Origin of the sequence: Pedobacter gandavensis (assembly GCF_032677645.1) — a bacterium.
GTDB lineage: Bacteria > Bacteroidota > Bacteroidia > Sphingobacteriales > Sphingobacteriaceae > Pedobacter > Pedobacter gandavensis_A.
Map to the genome: position 1 here is coordinate 93,390 of NZ_JAVTSB010000011.1, position 20,507 is coordinate 113,896.

The 20,507-nt window shown below is 39.9% G+C and carries 16 protein-coding genes; 7 read left to right on the forward strand and 9 right to left on the reverse strand.

Annotation, left to right across the window (positions count from 1 at the left end):
* Positions 1–334: 334 nt before the first annotated feature.
* Complete coding sequence (locus R2Q66_RS18260) at positions 335–2,515, forward strand: catalase (RefSeq protein ID WP_316751688.1); 2,181 nt, start codon at positions 335–337, stop codon at positions 2,513–2,515.
* A 41-nt stretch (positions 2,516–2,556) separates the two neighbouring features.
* Here the strand turns inward: R2Q66_RS18260 and R2Q66_RS18265 are convergent, their stop codons facing one another.
* The 7 genes from R2Q66_RS18265 to R2Q66_RS18295 all read right to left on the reverse strand — a co-directional run bounded on the left by R2Q66_RS18265 (position 2,557) and on the right by R2Q66_RS18295 (position 10,242).
* Positions 2,557–3,060, reverse strand: a complete 504-nt coding sequence (locus R2Q66_RS18265; protein WP_316752023.1) for an ankyrin repeat domain-containing protein — start codon at positions 3,058–3,060, stop codon at positions 2,557–2,559.
* A 67-nt stretch (positions 3,061–3,127) separates the two neighbouring features.
* The gene (gene pdeM, locus R2Q66_RS18270) at positions 3,128–3,769 is read right to left on the reverse strand and encodes a ligase-associated DNA damage response endonuclease PdeM (RefSeq protein ID WP_316751690.1); all 642 of its coding nucleotides are present in this window, start codon (positions 3,767–3,769) and stop codon (positions 3,128–3,130) included.
* Complete coding sequence (locus R2Q66_RS18275) at positions 3,766–6,279, reverse strand: ligase-associated DNA damage response DEXH box helicase (protein WP_316751692.1); 2,514 nt, start codon at positions 6,277–6,279, stop codon at positions 3,766–3,768. The genes pdeM and R2Q66_RS18275 overlap by 4 nt, the downstream gene beginning before the upstream one ends.
* Before the next feature lie 13 nt (positions 6,280–6,292).
* The gene (locus tag R2Q66_RS18280) at positions 6,293–7,897 is read right to left on the reverse strand and encodes an ATP-dependent DNA ligase (protein WP_316751694.1); all 1,605 of its coding nucleotides are present in this window, start codon (positions 7,895–7,897) and stop codon (positions 6,293–6,295) included.
* Positions 7,894–8,889: a ligase-associated DNA damage response exonuclease gene (locus R2Q66_RS18285; RefSeq protein WP_316751696.1), complete on the reverse strand. Its 996-nt coding sequence runs from the start codon at positions 8,887–8,889 to the stop codon at positions 7,894–7,896. Before R2Q66_RS18285 ends, R2Q66_RS18280 begins: the two co-directional genes overlap by 4 nt.
* A gap of 115 nt (positions 8,890–9,004) precedes the next feature.
* Positions 9,005–9,535 (reverse strand): N-acetyltransferase, encoded by a 531-nt coding sequence (locus R2Q66_RS18290; protein ID WP_316751699.1) that lies wholly within the window; start codon positions 9,533–9,535, stop codon positions 9,005–9,007.
* Between the two features lie 11 nt (positions 9,536–9,546).
* The gene (locus R2Q66_RS18295) at positions 9,547–10,242 is read right to left on the reverse strand and encodes an HAD family hydrolase (RefSeq protein ID WP_316751701.1); all 696 of its coding nucleotides are present in this window, start codon (positions 10,240–10,242) and stop codon (positions 9,547–9,549) included.
* Positions 10,243–10,557: 315 nt separating this feature from the next.
* On the opposite strand from R2Q66_RS18295, the gene R2Q66_RS18300 reads away from it, so the two are divergent.
* Positions 10,558–11,721 carry a glycoside hydrolase family 16 protein gene (locus R2Q66_RS18300; protein WP_316751703.1) on the forward strand — a complete coding sequence of 388 codons (1,164 nt, stop codon included), beginning with the start codon at positions 10,558–10,560 and terminating at the stop codon, positions 11,719–11,721.
* A 7-nt stretch (positions 11,722–11,728) separates the two neighbouring features.
* Here the strand turns inward: R2Q66_RS18300 and R2Q66_RS18305 are convergent, their stop codons facing one another.
* The gene (locus R2Q66_RS18305) at positions 11,729–15,145 is read right to left on the reverse strand and encodes a DEAD/DEAH box helicase (protein ID WP_316751705.1); all 3,417 of its coding nucleotides are present in this window, start codon (positions 15,143–15,145) and stop codon (positions 11,729–11,731) included.
* On the reverse strand, positions 15,135–16,508 hold the full coding sequence (locus R2Q66_RS18310) for a HEPN domain-containing protein (protein WP_316751707.1): 1,374 nt from the start codon (positions 16,506–16,508) through the stop codon (positions 15,135–15,137). Before R2Q66_RS18310 ends, R2Q66_RS18305 begins: the two co-directional genes overlap by 11 nt.
* Before the next feature lie 349 nt (positions 16,509–16,857).
* Between R2Q66_RS18310 and R2Q66_RS18315 the strand changes: the two genes are divergently transcribed.
* From R2Q66_RS18315 to R2Q66_RS18335, 5 genes are all read left to right on the forward strand, one after another.
* Positions 16,858–17,292, forward strand: a complete 435-nt coding sequence (locus R2Q66_RS18315) for a helix-turn-helix transcriptional regulator (RefSeq protein WP_316751709.1) — start codon at positions 16,858–16,860, stop codon at positions 17,290–17,292.
* 438 nt (positions 17,293–17,730) lie between these two features.
* Positions 17,731–18,207: a carboxymuconolactone decarboxylase family protein gene (locus tag R2Q66_RS18320; protein ID WP_316751712.1), complete on the forward strand. Its 477-nt coding sequence runs from the start codon at positions 17,731–17,733 to the stop codon at positions 18,205–18,207.
* Positions 18,208–18,263: 56 nt separating this feature from the next.
* On the forward strand, positions 18,264–18,602 hold the full coding sequence (locus R2Q66_RS18325) for a YciI family protein (protein ID WP_316751714.1): 339 nt from the start codon (positions 18,264–18,266) through the stop codon (positions 18,600–18,602).
* Between the two features lie 52 nt (positions 18,603–18,654).
* Positions 18,655–19,881, forward strand: coding sequence for an RNA polymerase sigma factor (locus R2Q66_RS18330; RefSeq protein WP_316751716.1), 1,227 nt, complete (start codon positions 18,655–18,657; stop codon positions 19,879–19,881).
* Positions 19,882–20,075: 194 nt separating this feature from the next.
* The gene (locus tag R2Q66_RS18335) at positions 20,076–20,453 is read left to right on the forward strand and encodes a hypothetical protein (RefSeq protein ID WP_316751718.1); all 378 of its coding nucleotides are present in this window, start codon (positions 20,076–20,078) and stop codon (positions 20,451–20,453) included.
* Positions 20,454–20,507: the final 54 nt, after the last annotated feature.

Genomic DNA, 20,507 nt, shown 5'->3' on the forward strand with positions numbered 1-20,507 from the left:
TGGAATAGAATTCATTGATTAATTGAGAATTCTAAATGTCCTTATAGAATATCCTTGGGTCCTGAGAACATTCCAAATTATATTATGTTTGGAGAAATATTAAAAATTTATTTTGAAACATTCTATGTTTCAGTGTGTTGAAGTATGTTCTGTTACTAACGTATAAATTATGAAAGCAGCAGCATTTCACAAAACCTGGGATATAGGAAGATATTATTACCTATACCAGTTATTCTACTGGTCAGATTTATGCTGCTGCAGGTTGCAGCCTTAAGTTTATAGTGTATCATTCAGCAATCACAATATCATTTCACAACCGATTAAATTTAGAGTTATGGCAAAAAAAGATATGCAGGGAAAACAACCTGAAAACGAAAAGACTAAAGCGCTACAACCGCACACCGCTGATGCCACTGGCGAAATGATGACGACCGATCATGGCTTAAAGATCAATGACGATCAGAATTCTTTGAAAGCGGGCGAACGTGGTGCAACTTTATTAGAAGACTTTATTCTTAGGGAGAAAATCACCCATTTTGATCATGAACGTATTCCTGAGCGTGTGGTTCATGCCAGGGGATCAGGAGCTCATGGAGTCTTTGAATTGTATAAGTCTATGGGGAGTGTCACCAAGGCGGAGTTTCTGAATGACACCACAGTCCAGACTCCTGTTTTTGTTCGTTTCTCTACGGTTGCAGGTTCTAAGGGCTCTACTGACCTGGCTAGAGATGTAAGGGGCTTTGCGGTTAAATTTTACACCACAGCGGGAAACTTTGATTTGGTAGGTAACAACATGCCGGTGTTTTTTATCCAGGATGCCATGAAATTTCCTGACCTGGTTCATGCGGTGAAACCGGAACCAGATCATGAAATGCCTCAGGCGGCCTCAGCCCATGATACTTTTTGGGATTTTATATCCCTGATGCCTGAATCTACCCATATGATCATGTGGTTGATGAGCGACAGGGCGATTCCACGCAGTTTACGAATGATGGAAGGTTTTGGCGTGCATACCTTTCGCTTTATCAATGAAAAGGGAGTGTCAAATTTTGTAAAGTTCCACTGGAAGCCACTGTTGGGAGTGCATTCGGTGGCCTGGGACGAGGCGCAGAACATTTCGGGTAAAGATCCCGATTTCCATAGAAGAGATCTTTGGGAAGCTATTGAGAGTGGTGCTTTTCCGGAATGGGAGTTGGGCGTCCAGATTGTGCCTGAGGCGGATGAATTTAAGTTTGACTTTGATTTGCTGGACCCGACAAAATTAATTCCTGAAGAATTGGTGCCAGTACAGCGTATTGGTAAAATGACGCTAAACCGTAACCCTGACAATTTTTTTGCAGAAACGGAACAGGTTGCCTTCCATGTGGGAAACATTGTGCCAGGAATAGACTTCTCTAATGATCCTTTATTACAGGGCAGGTTGTTTTCTTATACGGATACGCAATTGATTCGTTTAGGGGGGCCAAATTTCCATGAAATCCCCATCAATCGACCCTTGGTTGCAGTGCGCAATAACCAAAGAGATGGTTTTATGCGACAAACCATCAATAGGGGCAAAACAAGTTATGGGCCAAACTCACTGGGCAATGATGACCCTGCTCAGGTAAAAGCAGCAGATGGTGGTTTTACTTCTTATCAGGAGCGGATTGATGCCAAAAAGGTGAGGGCAAGAAGTCAAAGCTTTTTTGATCATTTTAGTCAGGCGAGGTTGTTTGTAAACAGCCAGTCTGATCCTGAAAAAAATCATTTGATTGATGCTTTAAGTTTTGAGCTGGGTAAAGTAAAAACTGTAGCGATCCGCCAGCGTATGGTTGGGATCCTTTCTCTGGTTGATAAAGGCCTGGCTACAAAGGTTGCCTTTGCGCTTGGTCTTGAAGTGCCTGAACAAGTCGAACAGCCAATTAATCATAGCATTCCAGCCGATGGTAATCCAGCCGATTATCAGCCTGTTCAAGTAGAAGGGAAGCTTGAAAAATCTGCTGCATTGAGTATGGCTGATACGATAAAAGATAACATCAAGAGTCGTAAAATTGCGATACTTGCCGCCAATGGGGTTGATGCTGCTTCGCTAAATACAGTTAAATCAGCAATCATTTCGGCAGGCGGGGTGGTACATGTGATTTCTCCCGTCCTGGGCGCGGTAATTGCGGCAGATAAATCCACGATTGCAGTGGATGAGAGCTTTTTAACTGCGGCATCTGTATTATACGATGCAGTTTATGTTCCTGGAGGAAAAAGTAGCGTGGCGACTTTAAAAGGGGAAGCCAATGCGGTTCATTTTTTAAATGAAGCTTTCAAACATTGTAAAGCTATTGCGGCCGACGACCAGGCAATAGGGGTACTGGAATCGACTTATTTCTCTAAAGACCTGCCAGAGGATTTTTCTGATGATCAGGTTCTTAAACAGGGACTGGTGCTGGGGGCTGATGCTGCTAAACTTGCCAGCCAGTTTATTATGGCCATCTCCCGGCATCGCTTCTGGGAACGTGAAAAACCTCGTCAGGTTCCAGCATAATCAAAATACCCGGTCCATTAGATCGGGTATTTTTTTTTGGTTTAGTTTTCAAGTAGGATTATTGCCGCTTCGTTTCCCTGCTGAGCGGCGAGGTCAAATACCGAGAGTCCCCGGGCATCCAGGATTGTTTTGTCTGCGCCAGAATTCATTAAAAGTTGTAATAGCTCATTTCTACCGAACATCGCAGCAAACATTAGTGCTGTTCCGCCATTACCGTGTTGGAGGTTTAAATTGGCGCCGTGACCGATCAGAAGCTCCGCAATTTCCAGGTAGCCTTTAAATGCTACGCCCATTAAAGCCGTATTTCCACCATGGTCACAAGCATCAATTGCTGCTCCGGATTCCAAAAGCAATTTTGCGGCCTGATACTGGTTGTTATAACAGGCGATGATTAAAGGGGTGTACCCTTTTTCATCCTGTGCATTGAGGTCGGTTTTCTGATTGATCAGTTCCTGAAGCACTTCAATGTTTCCCATCCTTGCAGCATGGAGGATGATCTGAGTTTTTTGAGTCATGGGGCCTGAATTTAAAAGGAGTTTTACAATTAATGGTTTAAACTATAAACAGCTGGCCCTATTTAATTGTTTAGCTGCTTCCCCCGGTATGTTTTGGTCATTGAATTATGGGTATCACCTTATCAGGCGTTATCACATAAAAGCGATCGCCTGTTTCAGGGGTTAATATTTTTAGTCCGGTAAACACGCTAAAGGCAGGCATAATGGCTCCCTCTGCACCAAAGTAAAAACAGGGGAATTTGAGCCTTTGCCTGGCCTTGCCATAAATGACCACTCCAGGGTGTAGATGTCCGGAGATGTTGTAATATGCATCGATTTCATGGGGCTTGTCGTGGATAAATCTAAAAGGAGGAATCAAAAGTTCTTTAGTATAAACTTCTATGCCGAACGCCTCATAATCTTCTTTTTTTAAATCATCGTGATTCCCCTTCACCAAAATTATTTTAAGATGGGGGTATTTAGATCGCCATTCCTGAAAAGCAATTGCATCACTGTTGATGTTATTGTGGAACATATCACCCGTGATCACCAGGGTTCCTGGATTAAATTCTTTAATCAATATGTTTAAACGTTGGAAATCTGTTAATCCGACTAAGTTAGGAACCGGAATGCCATTTTTTCTGAAATGGGCAGACTTGCCAATGTGTAGGTCGCTAATGATTAACAGTGCTTTACTTTTCCAATATATCGCACGGTCTTTACTTAGGATGAGCTCCTCAGATCTGCAATTCACTATCATTTTTTATTATTTTTTTTCTCTGTTTCAATAGTCATTTTTTCAATTCTTTGGCTAAGTTCTTCAGAACTTAAGCTTTCCCTTAAGCTGTCTACTTTAATTGGAAAGCAAAGCGGGGTATATCGGTCTGATTTTACGATGATGATTTTACTGGATTGAATCCGATGTAATGCTGCTGCTAGTCTGGGTTCTTCAATCTGCTGGTAAAAAGCTTCATCATAAGCCTGGCGCAATAATAAGTTATACTTATCATAATCGCTGAATACACTAAAAAATAATGAGGCTGATGATTGCAAGTGCTTATTGTTGACGTATTTTCCTGGAAAACCTTGAAACATCAGGCCTGAAATGCAGGCAATAGCCCTGAATTTTCGCCTGGCCATTTCTGTCGCATTGATGCTGGCCACGATGTCTTCACTTAAATTTTCCGGATTAAACAATCGTTTCACTTCCGCTTCATTCATGGGAATGATCTGGTCGCTCAACAGTTCAAATCCATAATCGTTCATGGCAATGGAAAAGCTGATTGGTTTTGTTTTTCCCAGGCGATAGGCAATCAAGGCAGCCATAATTTCATGGATTTGTCTGCCTTCAAATGGGTAAGCAAATAAATGGTATCCATCTTTCGTATCAATCATTTCAATCAGGAATTCATCATCTTTCGGGACATGCGAAACCTTCGCCTGCCTTTCAAAAAGGGGATAGATAAAGTCGAGTTCGATATCCTGGTGTGATTTGTCCAGTGTTTCATTGTATTTTTTTCTCAATATAGAACCCAGATTGGCCGTTAATGACATACGACCACCCATCCAGCTAGGTGTTATTGCCCGTTTTAAATTGCTTTTTCGTACTAGTACGGTCATTTCCTTCACCATCACAAAATCTAATACTCTCCCGGCAAGTGTAAAACTACTGCCAACCTTCATCCTGGAGATGAAAGATTCCTCAATCATCCCTATGTAACTACCGGTAATAAATTTCACCTTAAGCATAGGGTCACTAACAATGGTGCCAATGTGGAGCCTGTGTCTCATCGCAATTTGCTTGCTTTCCACTTTCCATAATCCTTCTACCAGGCTAACCTTACTGAATTCATTATAAGCAATTAAGCTCTTCCCACCGGTAGTGATAAATTGCATTACCCATTTCCATTCCTGTGGTAATAATTCATTAAAAGCATGGGTTTGTTTCACTTCAAAAAATAAAGTAGATTCCTCAAATCCATCACCTGCAGCCAGTGTAACCAGATATTGTATCAATACATCAAAAGCCATGACTACCGGATCCCGGCTTTCAATATTAAAGGTTTTTGCGGCTTCTTTAATTGCTGCTGCTTCAACTAACTCAAGGGCATGCGTTGGCAGGAAGTAGATGACTGAAGTTTCGTAAGGAGAGTGGCCACTTCGACCCGCACGCTGTAAGAAACGCGCGACACCTTTAGGAGATCCAATCTGCACCACTGTATCAACAGGTTTGAAGTCAACCCCCAGATCTAAAGAGGAGGTACTGATCACGGCTTTTAGTGCGCCGGAATGTAGGGTGTCTTCAATCCAGTTCCTAAGTTCGTAATCAATTGACCCGTGGTGGATTGCAAGTAATCCTGCAAGGTTGTCATCCAATCCCAGTAAAGTTTGGTACCACAATTCGGCTTGACGACGGGTATTGGTAAATATTAGGGTGGTTTTACTTTTGTGAATAATCGGTAGCAGTTTGTGTGCCAGCTTATGCCCTAAATGACCAGCCCAGGGTAGCAGGTCAATGTGATCAGGCAAAATAGATCTGATGTCTATTTTCTTTTCGATGTCAGCTTTGATAATGGTTTTTAGCAAGTCGGGGTAAGGTACCAACACCTCCATAGCCTGCTCTATATTACCAATAGTAGCAGATATCCCCCAAATTCGAAGTAATTTTTCCGGATGTCTTTTGGCAATCAGACTTTTAATTCTGGAAATTCCGAGTTCGGTCATTACCCCACGCTTACTACCTAAAAGTTCATGCCATTCATCCACCACTATACATTTGAGCTCATCAAAGTAGGCGTAGTAGTTTTTTTGAGACAGTAGAAGATGTATACTTTCCGGAGTGATAATCAGGACTTCCGGCATCTGCTTTTTTTGCTTTAGTTTTTCGCTTTGAGAAGTATCACCATTTCTAACACCAATATGCCAATCCAGTTCCAGCTCTTTACAAACCGCAGCCATGGCACGTGCCAGATCTTTTGCCAGCGCGCGCAGAGGGGTAATCCAGATCAGTTTCAGGCCAGAAGGTTTCCGCTTCACTAGCTTTTTGCCTGTTGGATTTTTTGGCAGAGCTTCAAGTATATTCATTTCATCAATAGCTACCGCCAGAAACAAAGAAAATGTTTTTCCAAATCCGGTAGGGGCATTAACCAGGCCACTGTAGCCTTCAGCATAATATTGCCAGGCATCAGTTTGAAATTTAAACGGTTTTTTCTTACTCGCTTTAAGCCATTTAATCACTTTTTTATACCCCTTGCTATTTTCTAATTTCATCTTCAAATTAACTTTAATTTTTAGGTGTCAATGTAGCATGTAAGAGTTGCCTTAAATCATCAAGTGTATTGATCTCCATGGCGTTCTTGTCTTTTCTCCAACGGGCAATTCTTGGGAACCTCAGGGCCAATCCGGCTTTGTGTCTTTTACTCTCCGCAATTCCTTCAAAGGCAATTTCAAATACCAGTTCGGGTTTTACAGTACGTACCGGGCCAAATTTTTCTATTGCATTTTTCAATACAAATGAATTTACCTCCTTAATCTCCTGATCTGTTAAGCCTGAATAAGCTTTGGCTATGGTAATGAGTTGATCACCATCCCGAACGGCAAATGTATAATCGGTATAGTAATTCGCCCGGCGACCGCTTCCTTTTTGGGCATAAATCATTACGGTATCAACTGTATAAGGGTTAATTTTCCATTTCCACCAATCGCCCCGCTTTCTGCCGCTATGGTATAGGGAATCCAGCTTTTTTAACATCAAACCCTCACTATTGTTTTCGCGTGCGGCTTCACGCGCTTTGGCAAGTTCATCCCATTCCTTAAATTCCAAAACTGGCGAGAGTAATACGGTATTTTGATGGTTCATTTGATCAATTATGCCTGCCAATAGTTGACGTCTCAACTGTAAAGGTTCTGTTCTTAAATCTTTTCCTTTATACTCCAAAAGATCGTAAACATAAAAACCAATAGGCGCATCATTTAATTGTGATTTGTTAATTGTTTTTCTATTTAATCTTTGCTGTAGAATACTAAATGGCTGTACATTTCCTGCTTTGATAGACAGTATTTCTCCGTCCAGAACAATTCCGTCTTTTAATTCTTCCGTTAAGAAATGGAGTTCCGGAAATTGTTCTGTCACCAGCTCTTCCCCGCGCGACCAGATAAATAATTCTCCATTCCTTTTAACAATTTGACCACGAATTCCATCCCATTTCCATTCGGCCTGCCATTTAGAGGGCTCGCCAAGTGAATCTGGATGAGCATCCAGGGCATAAGCCAGGCAGAAAGGGTAAGGCCAGGAGCTGTCCGTATTTACATGGACCCCCTCAATTAACTCTGCATAAGTAATCTCGTCTGGATTCCATTTACCCATAATGCTGTGCATGATTTTACTGGGTTCCTGATTACTTTGTTTAGCCAGGGCGTTGACCAACATTTTATTAGAAACACCAATTCTGAAATTGCCCGAAATTAGTTTATTGAAAATAAAGCGTTCCTGAATGTTTAAGCTGTCCCAGGCTTTCAGGATAAAGCTCTTTTTAGATTCATTATCTAATTTATCAATGGCAGCTAAGTCAGAAATCCAGTGATGTAATTTACGGTCAACAGTATAAGTAGGGGTAGGCAATACCAAAGCTATCGTTTCACTTAAATCACCTACGCTATGGTAGCTTTCTGCGAAAAGCCAATCAGGAATATCACTCTGTTCAATTGCCCAGGCTTTAATCAACGCTGTCGTTACCGGCCGTTTAGGTCGTTTCCCGGTAAACATGGCGATTACGTAGGGTTTATCCAAACTGTCGGCCTCGTTAAAATAGTCGACTAATGCCGCGATTTTATCGTTAGTTTTATTGCTCATTTCGAGCGATGCAATCAGTGCTGTAAAGCGTTTCAAGCTTCTTCCTCCTCTTCCTCTTTGCCATATTGTGTTTGCACTTCTTCAGCTTCAATTCCAATTTCATTTAGGTATTTCGCAAAGGTTGCGGTAGAGCCATGCGTAACGAAAACCTTTTCTGCTTCAGTTGCTTTAATGGCAGATAATAATCCAGGCCAGTCGGCATGATCGCTTAGTGCAAATCCGGCATCAGCACTTCTCCATCGCCTGCTAGCTCTCACCTGCATCCATCCAGAACACACGCCGGTGGCTGCATTGACCAGGTTTTTTATCCAACGGCCTTCAGAGAGGGCAGGAGGAACGATAACTATGCCTTGTTGTAACTGTTCTTTCTTAGTCTCTGCATTGATTCTAATTGTTTTAGGTAAGTCTACACCGGCTTTTATAAAAGCGTCATTTAGGTTGGCAATAGACTGATGAACATATATTGGGACTTCTCCATGGAGGTTCTTGATCAGCCTTTGTGCTTTTCCAAGGCTGTAAGCGACTAAAACTGTGGTTTTGTTTTTGATGATGTTATCTGAAGCCCAATTCTTGATCTCGTTGAAAATCTTTATTTGAGGCTGCCATTTATATATTGGTAGTCCAAAGGTGCTTTCGGTTACGAATGTATGGCACTTAACCGGTTCAAAGACAGTGCTAATCCCATCATATTCGGTTTTGTAATCTCCAGATACTACACAAATTTCACCTTTATATGCTAACCTGATTTGCGCGGAGCCTATGACATGACCCGCGGGGAATAAACTAAGTTTTACCCCATTGATGTTGATTTCTTTGTTATAAGGTAAGGTTTCAATGTTTAAATCACCTAATCGCTGATTTAGAATAGGTTTGGTAAGCTCATGGCACAAATAAGATTTATTGCCCCATTTTACATGGTCGGCATGTCCATGTGTAGTTACAGCCAAATTAACCGGTTTCCAGGGGTCGATGTAAAAATCACCCTGGCTACAATAAATTCCTTTGTTTGTAAATTTGATTAAAGCCATGGATTATAAACAGATCCAGCAGTTATAAAGTTTTGAATATCCGTTTCTGAAGCTTTAGCTGTGGAGGTTATGTTTCTGAAAAACAACCTTTTGGCACTAGATCAGTAATTACAGTTTATTCAAAAAATTCCTTTGGGTAAACTACTTCACCCTGAACCTTTTTCAAAGCATCAGGCTGTAATTCGATGGCCATACAATTTTCTTTTGGAACATCAAATGGCAGAGATATACCAAATTCGTCTGCAAGACGATAGCCAAATCTTGGATAGTATTTCTCGTGACCCAATAATATAACCGATTGATAGCCCAAATCTCTTGCGCTTTCGTGTGCAGCTTCAATGAGTTTTCCTCCAATTCCCTTACCCTGAAATTCGGGTAGGACTGCAACAGGTGCCAGTGCCAACGACTTAATCCCACCTTCAGGAGTTTTTATCTCGATCTCCGTTAGCAAAATATGACCAACTAAATTGTTTTCAACTTCGGCTACTAAAGATAATCCGGGCACAAATGCTCCTGACTTTCTCAATCTTTCTACTAAAAATTGTTCTTGATGGTCACTATATTCCTCATTCCTAAAGGCTTTTTCAATCAGATCAAAAATTGAAGCGTAATCTTCGGGTCTTTCTTCTCTAATGTTGATATTCATTTTTTAAAATTTTAGTGTGATATATGTTTAAGAATTTCATCAATTCTTTCCAGTTCTATGAAATTATCGTGTTTCAAATTATGGTTGTGTTGTTCGTGTGTCCAGGTGATATGGTATGGGATATGGGCAGCGGATCCGCCAATCTCCAATACAGGCAAGATATCTGATTTTATAGAGTTTCCTAACATTAAAAAGTTCGAAGGTTCACAATCCAAATGTTTTAACAGTTTTTGGTAATCACTGTTTTTTTTGTCGCTCATTATTTCAATATGATGAAAATAATCCTGTAATCCAGATTTTTTAAGTTTTCTTTCCTGGTCTAACAGGTCGCCTTTTGTTGCGATCACCAGCCTGTATTTTCCTTTTAAGCTTTCTAAAGTTTCAATCACTCCTTCCAAAAGTTCAATAGGTTTTTGTAAAAGCTCTTGTCCGAGCGTTATGGTTTTGTTTACCAATTGCAATGAAGCCGTCCCGTTAGAAACCCGGCTAATGGTTTCAATCATGCAAAGCATAAAGCCCTTTACTCCATAACCATACAGGTGCAGGTTTTGCATTTCCGTTCTAAACAGTTCCTGCGATACGGAATGTTGTGGCAAATAGTCCTCAAGCAAAACACAAAACTCTTTTTCAACTTCCTGAAAATAGGGTTCATTTACCCATAGTGTATCATCAGCATCAAAGGCGATGGTCGTTATATTTTTATTCATTTTACTTTTGTAATTTTCCATCGACAAACTTCAGAATATTAATTAAATTAAGAAAGGACATTTGTCCTGAGTGAAATATGGTAAGAACCAATCAGTTTTTTTGAGTTATTTAGAACTACTTTACCAAACACAGCAGCGTAAAGAAGACATTATAGTGAAGTCATTTCCGAAAGGTAAAAGACTATTGGTGCAGAATGAGAATGCCTCTAAATAATAGTTGATAAAGGTGAATATAAGCCCCAAATTTAGAATAGATGGAAATAACTGTATATTCCCGATGTTAATAGTACAGTATATAAAACAGAAGGTAAGTCAATGGTAGCAGCTATAGAAATTATCGGATTAGCAACTGAGCAGTCTTTAACCTCACAGAGGTATTTAAAGATAGTAGCCTGGGAAGATGTAGTAAACAAATCTGATCCATCTGTTACTGGATTCCAATATAAATTCAGTCCATCAATAACCTGGGGTGATGAATTTAACTACACGGGTACTCCTGATCCAAAGAAATGGAATATGAGTACCGGTAATGGATACTATGGCTGGGGTAATCATGAGCTTCAGCATTTCACTGGCAGATCAAAAAATGTGAAAGTGGAAGATGGTAAATTAAAGATTATTGCTTTAAATGAGTCATATAATGGTTTCAATTATACATCAGGAAAAATTGTTTCCAACAAAAAGCAACGTTACGGCAGATATATTATCAAAGCAAAAATGCCATTAGGCGCTGGACTTTGGCCGGCAATTTTTGGGTTCGGCGAGCGTCACAAAGACTATGATCTGAAAACATGGCCCGGTTGCGGCGAATTTGACATCGTAGAAATTAAAGGACAAAATGATCGTGAAGTAAACTATAATGTACATTCAGCTAAATCCTATGGTGCATCAAATATGGTTACGCTGCCAACTCGTGTTACGCTGAACCAGTTCAATGAGTACAGAATCGACTGGACCCCTGATTATATCAAATGGTACTTTAATGGTATGCTGATGCGTACTTTCACCAACAATGGTAAGGGATATGATGAATGGCCGTTCAATGATTACTTTGATTTAAATATTTGCCTGAGTGTTGGTGGTGATTTTGTTGGGAATAATATCAATAAAATTGCTATGCCAGCGATTATGGAAATAGAATATGTTAGATACTATGGCTTGATCAATATGAATAAAAGGAGTGAGTATGTGGGAAATCCAATTCCACCCCATCTTTCCCCTGCATCAGCACAGATTGTAAAAAACGGATCGCAAACCTTTACAGTGACCAATGTACCTGCCAATACAGCCGTACATTGGTATGCCTTAGGAAATGACCTGAGAGGTTTTGGATTATCAGGTTCTAAAATTACGATCACCCAAGCCATGTTGCAGGCAGGGGGTTATAAATCGGGAGCATCTTTTGAATTTTTCGTGGATTTTATTGATGCAAAAGGAGTATCCAGTAAAGCAACAAGGGGAACTTTAACCATTCAGTAACCATTATCTATCCGAATAATTTTAACAAATCATCTTTCCCAAAAGATTTCAATATTCCCTCATCCGTTGGGATCAATTCACCTGCGAGTTTTCTTTTCTTATCCTGTATAACTAAGATTTTTTCTTCCAGGGTGCCCTTACAGATCATCCGGTAAGCCATCACATGTTTATCCTGTCCAATCCGGTAACAGCGGTCGATAGCCTGATTTTCTACTGCTGGATTCCACCAGGGGTCTACCAGGTATACATAATCAGCAGCAGTTAAGTTGAGCCCTGTTCCGCCGGCTTTTAAACTGATCAGAAATACCCTGCAAGCCTCATCTTCCTGAAAAGTGGTTGCAGCGGCTTTTCTTTTATCCAACTTGGTTTTACCATCCAGATAGGCGTAAGGTATGCCTTGCTTTTCCAGCTCTGTTCTGATCAGGGTCAACATTCCGGTAAAATTAGAAAACACCAATAGCTTGTGGCCCATAGTTTTCTCCATGATGTGTTCCATCAGTTCCGCGATTTTACAGGAAGTCTCCTCAAAGGCAGGGGCATCTTTCATTAGCACTGGTGAATTGCAAATCTGCCTGAGTTTCATTAACCCATCCAACACATATAGCTTAGAATTTTCCAGTCCAATGGTGTCAATCTTATCGGTCAGATAAGCTTTAAACTGGTTCCGGTACTGATCATAAATTTTTCGCTGGGCGGGCTCCATTTCGCACCATAGAATCATTTCCATTTTAGGCGGCAGATCAGTGGCTACCTGTTTTTTCGTACGTCTTAAAATAAAAGGCTTCGTCATTTTTAGTAAAGTTTCGGTCCGCCCGGCATCCTGGTCGTCGCCTTGGGCCGCAAGATTGTCCTTAAACATTTTCATGCTTCCAAAAAAACCAGGGTTTACAAAATTCATCAGTGCATAGAGATCGGTAGCGCTATTTTCTACAGGAGTTCCGGTAAGCGCAAGTCTGTTCTGCGCATCAAAGAGCGTCACCATTTTAAATTTTTGTGAGAAGGGGTTTTTAATTGCTTGTGCTTCGTCCAGGATCAGGCAATGATATTTGATGTTGCATAAAAACTTTACATCAACAGCAGCAGTGCCATAGGACGTAATGATCAGGTCATATTTCATTAATTCAGATACCTCCTTTTTACGATCCGCTCCATGAAAAATCAGCAGATTTAATTCAGGACAGAATTTAGCGGCTTCATCCTGCCAGTTGTAAAGTAAGGACGTGGGAACTATGAGCAGATGGGGGGCTGATGCTAAACCGGTGGTTTTGAGGTGTTGGAGCAGGGTAAGTATCTGTAAAGTTTTCCCCAGCCCCATATCGTCGGCCAACAGGCCACCCCATTTTAAGGAATGCAGGTGACACAACCAGCTATAGCCCATTAACTGGTATGGTCGCAGGATGGCATTCACGTTGTCAGGGACTGGCACCAGCGGTATTTTTTCCTGCTCACCGAATAGCTTATCCCTTTCATCTACCATATTTGCCAGATCAGGTCTTTCCTTTTTATCGTATAACTGATCAATTAGCGTGTAGTGTTGTCCGGCAAGTTTTACACCTTTTCTGGTCAGCGTACCAATTCGGAAAACCGCAGTCAACTGATTAAAAAAGGAATCGGGTAAATGCGCCATTTTTCCATTGGATAGATACAAGGTAATGGTACGCCTTTTAAGGGCTTTCTGGATTTCTTCAGGGCTAAGCTTGATCTCGCCAAAAGTTACCGACACCTCAATGTCAAACCAGCCTTTTTCTTCCTCTAAGTTTACCGATATGTCAGGTAATTCGATTTGGAAATCAACACCAGTAAGGCTTTCCAGGCCAGTAAAACTAACATTAGGGTCATTGAGGTTATAGATTGTTTTGGGAAACCAGAATTCATTTCTAATGGTTTCTTTTGACAGGTAAAAGTACGGTAATGCCTCCTGCTTTTTAAATGCAGGGTGCATTGCCATGAAAAATGTTTTAAACGCCATTTCATTTGCCTTGTCTCGCTGCAGCACCTGAACTAAACCATTTTTAAATTGGAGCATTTCAGTACCACCGGATTGAACCGCTACCTCAAAACCTTCACTATAAACAATTGTAGGTATAAAGGCAACATACTCACCTTTATCTTCAACCCTGATTTGAGTTGATTTAGTGATTAACCTCAGTGGCTCTGTTTCTTTTGCCAGTTGGAAAGTTGTTGGATAATTAAGTGCAAGTTTTGATAAAATGGCGTTGTTAAAGTTTTTAAAGTCCTTCTGAAGGATGGTAAAGATTCCTCCTGCTTTAACCAATTCGCCTATTGCTTTCCCTTCTTCCAGGCTAAAGAACTGGTAAAATATCCCCGTGGCATGTTTCAGGGAAAAGAAAAAAGGTTCTTCTGGCGGTAATACCTCATCGACTTCAGCATCTTGCCCGTTTACACAGGCATGATAGCGTAGTTGGTAATGCCCCTCATGTTCGGATAGCTTAAAACTAAATGAAACCAGATCATTTGCTAAAGCTATCGGTCTCATGGTGTTTTTTGCAAGATTTCCCTTAAAAGGCAGCTTTTGGTGAAAACGATGGTAAAAAAGATGTTTTTGGCCCTTTAGCGTAGGAATTATCCTTTTCCATTCATTGAAAGCAATCTGCTGCATCTCTGTTTTTTCTTCATTGCTGACATACCTATTTTGCTTATGTGCTTTTTCGAAATTTAGGAGCCGATTGAAATCAAGGCTATGGGAATGCAGTAGTTTTTCCGCTGAATTTAGTCGTTCCGGTGCTAATGCAGGATCATAAAAGTTACCAAAGGATTTTACATCGGTTTTTTCGGTATTTATTATTGCCCTGCAAGGAATTAGAAAAGGAACGGAAAAAGCATAATGCACTGCTATAGCATAGGCAACTATGCTTGATTCTTCTTCTTCAATTTTTGTTGGAGAGAGGCAAAATGAATGATATGCTGCAAAATGTTCAGCATTTATGTCATCCTCAAAGTTGTAAATGTGGCCGTACTCGGGCTTAGGAAAAGCCTTTACATCATGTTCATAGTGAGGTTTCAGCGTTAGGTATTGATCAAAGAAAATTTGATCTGTAAAAGGGTGTTTTTTAAAGTACTCAAAGAATTCGTGATCCTTTCTCTCTATCATGCGGGTAAATAGTCTGGTGACGTGGGGGCAAAGCCGGATTACTTCGCTGCCGCAATTGCAGGATACCAGAATATAGTCTTTAATCAGGTTAATTTCCTGGTCATATTCTTCAGGCCAGCCTGAACGTATGGTAACTGTCCGGCCTTTAAAGTTTATAGTTTTATAGTTGAAATATGAATTGTTTTCAATTATTGATTCCTCTACTGCAAACAAATCGGCAGGATCAGGCAGTTTTGTATCCTTATCCAACTTTAGTTTGTAAGGGGTAGAGGCTTTCCTTAATGGAGTATTTTGTGAGCCCTTATTGTTCATTTTGAGCAGTATTTAGTAAGTGTTCGTATTTTTTCATCCAGTTTAGAAAGGTTTCTTCGGCTGTGATATGCATAGTTTTCACCTTTTCAAAAAGAAGATTTAAGTCATGAGTATCGATGTTGTATTTCCCGGAATACTTGTGACCCAGGTAAGCACCTTCAAACATCGTTAGCAAGCGTTCATCTTCGGCGCTGCCATTGTTCATTTGAAGTGCTAATTTAGTGCTGAGACGCAGGCTGAACCGGAGCAGCATTCCTATACTATGCGTTGATTTATCCTGGGTAGTTAGTGACTTGATTAAGGCTCTTATGCATAGCTCTGCTGCCTGGTGCAGCATGAAGGCTGATAATATGAAGTTGTCATTCCGGTAAACCTCAGCAGTAGTATAAAAAGTTTTGGCTTTTGTAAGTCCGGCATGAAAATCATGATTGGTTTTTTTTATTTTCTCTTGTCTTCTGTCCGTTCTTAATTTTGGGAGGGGCATACTGCCATCGTGATAAACCAGGCTTTCGGAATTACAGGCGATGCTGAAATAGATATGGCCCTCAGTCACCATTTTATGGAAAAATGTACTTTTAAATAAGGTGATGCTTAAATGAAGGTCCTTTAAAAAGACAAAATTTATCACCCTTTTAATTTCCTCGAATTTTTGCGGGGACTCTTCAGAAATAACCAATATCAGATCGGCATGGTCTCTGCCATCGCTGTCGGTTTGGTGGTTCAGGCAATAGATCATTTCCGGCTCAATCACATCTGCTATGAAGTTAATTACTGCCGGAAGGCTCTTTTTTTCTTCTTCCTCAGGCCTGAAATCCCCGGCATGATGTAATAGGATATAAGGCAGTGATTTTGTTTCACAGACCAAACGCGTGGCCTCTATCATCTTAGCTATATACTCACTGATCAGTACTGATTCATGTAATTTTGAGTTATAGCTTTTATCTAAGCTCGTTTTCCCGTTGCTACAGTCCAAAAGCGCATCTAAAATCCCTCTCCATGCTTCTAAATTTCTATAGTTGAAGAACTCTTCAAAAAACAACCGAATATTATTTACCTCCAGATCGGATAGTGTGGGGAAATTTAAAGCGGGAAAATGGCGGTCACAAAGTCTGTAAAGCGGGTGATTAATCCTTAGTTTAAAATCTTCCTGACTATCCTTTAGCTCATGAGCCAGCTCTAATAGCTTGACAAACTGCTGATGGTTGTGATGATGGTTTTTCTGGTTGCCGTAGTATCGATCGGAACAGGCTGTTTTGACCAGGTCAATCATTCCAAAACGGAAAGACTCCATGCTGTTTTTATCACAGTAGAAAAAGGAGGCAATTTGGTAATGTGGATTGCTAATCGTTGGTTGTAGTTTCATGTTAGGCTTTAATTATTTCAAGTCAAAGAACCAAAACCCAGCATGTCTATATTAATCTTTAAGCTCATTTTTTAGACGCTTTGGCGCATTTTTTAGTTGCTGATTTAGACAAGAAAAATCAATCATTATAGTTATATTCGTTTAGTAACTCATTTACACACCTGGCCGGCTTTCGAAAGCTTGCAGCAGCTCCATTTCAAGCAGCGGAATTAAATACACCTCTTTTCAATAAAAAACATCCTGGTACTGTTCCTGAAGAACCCGGGTATTCGTTGATGTGGATAAAACCTGGCCGCTGATTTACTTTAATACACAACTGAAGACTTATTTTTTGATTTATATAGACTATATGAGTAGTACAACTGATCGGCCAAATAAAGCCCATGAAGGCAGAAATATTAAGCGTTTCCGTGAAATGATGGGGATTAAACAGGAGGGGCTTGCCGCTTCTTTGGGCGAGGAATGGAGTCAGAAAAAGATTTCAGTCCTGGAATCCAGGGAAAAGATTGATGAAGGTCTTTTGGAGAAAATTGCTGGAATATTAAATGTGCCGGAAGCAGCGATCAGGAATTTTGATGAGGAAACTGCTATTTATAATATTCAGAATAATTATGAAGGTTCATCAAGCAACTATAGCGGATTACACCAGTGTACTTTCAATCCATTAGATAAACTAATTGAAACAGTAGACGAACTTAAAAAACTTCATGCAGAAAAGGACGCACTTTATGAGCGTTTACTGAATTGCAGGAGGATGGAGAAGTATGATGAACTTGAGTATTAGTTGTTTTTCCAAAAGCGAATATATCTATATTGGGCTTCAATGGGTTGACTGTTGTAACTTTGCAACAGTTTGTCGAGTATTTCTACGTTACTACTTTTCATAGCGTCGTAAAGCTGGTTTTCAAGATTTAGAATATCGTTTTTTGTTATCATTTTTAATTTATAGAGACGTTATTTTTAATCAGGTTATATCAATTCCCGGATTATCACAAGGATATTTTTTATGTCTGTAAAAGTTATTTACGTAATTGCTAAAATACAAAAAAATAAATCTTAATGCATTGACTTTTATCTGATTGCATTATTCCAAGGCAACACCCTCAGTCAAAAACAGGGTAGAATAAGGTGGTGTGTGGATTTATTTTACCTTCGGTTGTCCAATTTTGATAAGCTCATGCATTATTGTGGTATAAATAAAAAATTATAAAACAATAATAACATGGAACAGAGACTTAATGCCTTTGAAAAAGGCCAAAATGCGATGAGAGCAATGTATGGCGTAGGTGCTTACCTGGCAAAAGGTACAATTGAACAAGAGCTTTTACACTTAATCTATTACCGGGTATCACAAATCAATGGCTGTGCCTATTGTCTGGATATGCACTCTAAAGACTTGATCGCCATAGGGGAGAATCCCCAACGAATTTTTCTGCTGGACGCCTGGAGGGAAGCTTCGCTTTATAGCGACCGTGAACGTGCTGCCTTAGAATGGGCAGAAGCAGTAACAAGAATTAGGGATGGTAATGTTGCTGATGAGGTTTATAAGAGGGTGATTACACAGTTTTCCGAAGTAGAATTGATCGATTTGACATTAGCAATAACCACTATTAACAGTTATAATCGCATTAATATTGCGTTTCGGACCGCTGCTGGAGGTTATGAGGTTGGCCAACATAAAGCAGCATTGCTGAAATAGATGTTAATGCGCAACCATCAAATTCTTATATTGGAAATATTCTAAAAACTAATCACATGAAAGACTTCATATTCGTATTTCGCCAAAGTAGCTATGATCAAAGTAATACTTCGGATCAGGAAAAGGAGGCACTGAACAAAAAATGGAATGATTGGATAGGTGGGATTGCGGCTCAGGGGAAATTAAAAACCCATGGCGCCCGACTAGAACCAGTTGGCAAGGTGCTTAAGCCGGGCGGTGTGGTTACAGATGGCCCATTTGTGGAGATCAGGGAAAGATTGGGTGGTTTCATCATAATTGCTGCTGATGACCTGGAAGAAGCAACCACTTTGGCTCATGGTTGTCCGGCGCTCGATGCAGACGGCAGCGTTGAAATTAGACCAGTATTTGCTTAAAATTTAAACCAGCGCATGCTGTGTATTAATGCTGCTGCGCTGGTCATAAAATATGGAAAAAGATTTTTTAAAACATTTATTTCAACAGGAATTCGCAAAGATGGTTGCTGTAATTAGTAAGCGTTTTGGTTTGCAACATATAGAATTGGCTGAGGATATCGTTAGCGAAACATTTTTGCTGGCCACGGAGACCTGGAAAACAAAAGGAGCACCAGCAAACCCTGCTGCATGGCTCTATACTGTGGCAAAGCAAAAGACGCTTTCCCATTTTAGAAGAACCAAAATTTTTGAAGATAAGGTGGTTCCAGCTTTTAGTCAGGATCAGGAATTATCGGATAGCACCGATGAGTTTAGCTTTTCAAAAGAAAACATTAAGGATAGTCAGCTGCAGATGCTTTTTGCTGTTTGTACACCAGAAATTGCTAGTGAAGCACAAATTGGGCTAGCATTACGTATTCTTTGCGGCTTTGGAATTGATGAAATCGCCGAAGCATTCCTGTCGAACAAGGAAACGATAAACAAGAGGTTGTTCAGGGCGAAAGAAAAGTTGCGCACAGAGAAGATTCAACTGGGTTTTCCTGCCGAAAATAACCTGGTTAAACGCCTGGATAATGTGCTCCATATTATTTATCTGCTATTTAGTGAGGGATATTATTCTCGGACACAGAATCAGATCTTAAGAAAAGATTTCTGTATTGAGGCCTTACGACTGGCTGTCTTGCTTACGGAATATGAAAAGACAAATAGACCCAAAACAAATGCCTTAATTGCCTTAATGTGTTTTCACTCTTCCCGGTTTAATGCCCGGCAAAATGAGGAAGGAGAGTTGATTTTATATGAACAACAAGATGAACATGTTTGGGATAATGAGCTAATTAATAAAGGTGTTTATTTCTTGAGCCTTTCAGCTACTGGAGAAGAGCTCAGTACTTATCATCTGGAAGCCAGAATCGCTTATTGTCATTGTACAAAGAAAGATTCTGTAGAGAAATGGGAAGAGATTTTACAACTTTATAACCAGTTGTTAATGGTTAGCTACTCGCCTGGAGCTGCGCTCAATAGGACGTTTGCGCTGTATAAGGCGAAAGGTGCTGAGGTAGCACTACCTGAAGCCGAGAAGTTAAAGCTGGAGACCAACCATTTTTATTTTATACTGCTGGGAGAGCTCAGTAAAAATATAGATAAAATTAAGGCGAAGCACTATTTTGAACGGGCAAAAGCATTAGCAAAAACACCAGTAGAACAGGAGCTTATTCAGGGGAAAATAGAACTTGTATAGAAAAAATTTAATCTTTGCATCTTTTAATGCAAGTGGTGATTAGAGCTCCTGGGAAAGAAAAATTGATTATGGATATAGGTTGGGCGGAGTAACAAAACAAAACCATGTTTGCTTTATAAATCAATAATGATCGTACCTTTCGGGTGTTAAAAGAGTCCTTTTTAAAAGTATCAATAATAATAACGCTCAACAAAATGAAAGACTTAAATATTCTGATTTGCTATTTAATTTCAGGTTTACTTGTCATGGTCCTAATAGCGACACTTGGGGCAGTATTATCCAGAAAACTCAATTTCAAATATTCTTATTTAAGCATATTTTCAGCGGTTTTATACATCATTCTCGCTTATTTAATTTGTAAAATAGCTGATTTAAAGACAGCACTCCTAGTTAACGGTTTTTTAGGCTTGTTTGATAGTACCATTGGTTTCCTATTGTCTATTAAATTTCAATCAAATAGCGGTTACACAAAAGAACAATCTACAAATATTATTGGCCTTAAAACCTCTATTGCCGTAATGGTATTTGCATTGGTTTTCTCTTTTGTTGGCTATGGAATCACTTTATTTTAAACTTTAGATAAATGACTTTTAACGCTAGTTTGGTTAGAGTAATTCTCGTTTATA

Coding starts and splice junctions, on each gene's coding strand:
- R2Q66_RS18260 (WP_316751688.1), top strand. CDS start 335: ATGGCAAAAAAAGATATGCAGGGAAAACAACCTGAAAACGAAAAGACT.
- pdeM (WP_316751690.1), bottom strand. CDS start 3,769: ATGATAGTGAATTGCAGATCTGAGGAGCTCATCCTAAGTAAAGACCGT.
- R2Q66_RS18275 (WP_316751692.1), bottom strand. CDS start 6,279: ATGAAATTAGAAAATAGCAAGGGGTATAAAAAAGTGATTAAATGGCTT.
- R2Q66_RS18285 (WP_316751696.1), bottom strand. CDS start 8,889: ATGGCTTTAATCAAATTTACAAACAAAGGAATTTATTGTAGCCAGGGT.
- R2Q66_RS18290 (WP_316751699.1), bottom strand. CDS start 9,535: ATGAATATCAACATTAGAGAAGAAAGACCCGAAGATTACGCTTCAATT.
- R2Q66_RS18295 (WP_316751701.1), bottom strand. CDS start 10,242: ATGAATAAAAATATAACGACCATCGCCTTTGATGCTGATGATACACTA.
- R2Q66_RS18300 (WP_316751703.1), top strand. CDS start 10,558: ATGGTAGCAGCTATAGAAATTATCGGATTAGCAACTGAGCAGTCTTTA.
- R2Q66_RS18305 (WP_316751705.1), bottom strand. CDS start 15,145: ATGAACAATAAGGGCTCACAAAATACTCCATTAAGGAAAGCCTCTACC.
- R2Q66_RS18310 (WP_316751707.1), bottom strand. CDS start 16,508: ATGAAACTACAACCAACGATTAGCAATCCACATTACCAAATTGCCTCC.
- R2Q66_RS18315 (WP_316751709.1), top strand. CDS start 16,858: ATGAGTAGTACAACTGATCGGCCAAATAAAGCCCATGAAGGCAGAAAT.
- R2Q66_RS18320 (WP_316751712.1), top strand. CDS start 17,731: ATGGAACAGAGACTTAATGCCTTTGAAAAAGGCCAAAATGCGATGAGA.
- R2Q66_RS18325 (WP_316751714.1), top strand. CDS start 18,264: ATGAAAGACTTCATATTCGTATTTCGCCAAAGTAGCTATGATCAAAGT.
- R2Q66_RS18330 (WP_316751716.1), top strand. CDS start 18,655: ATGGAAAAAGATTTTTTAAAACATTTATTTCAACAGGAATTCGCAAAG.
- R2Q66_RS18335 (WP_316751718.1), top strand. CDS start 20,076: ATGAAAGACTTAAATATTCTGATTTGCTATTTAATTTCAGGTTTACTT.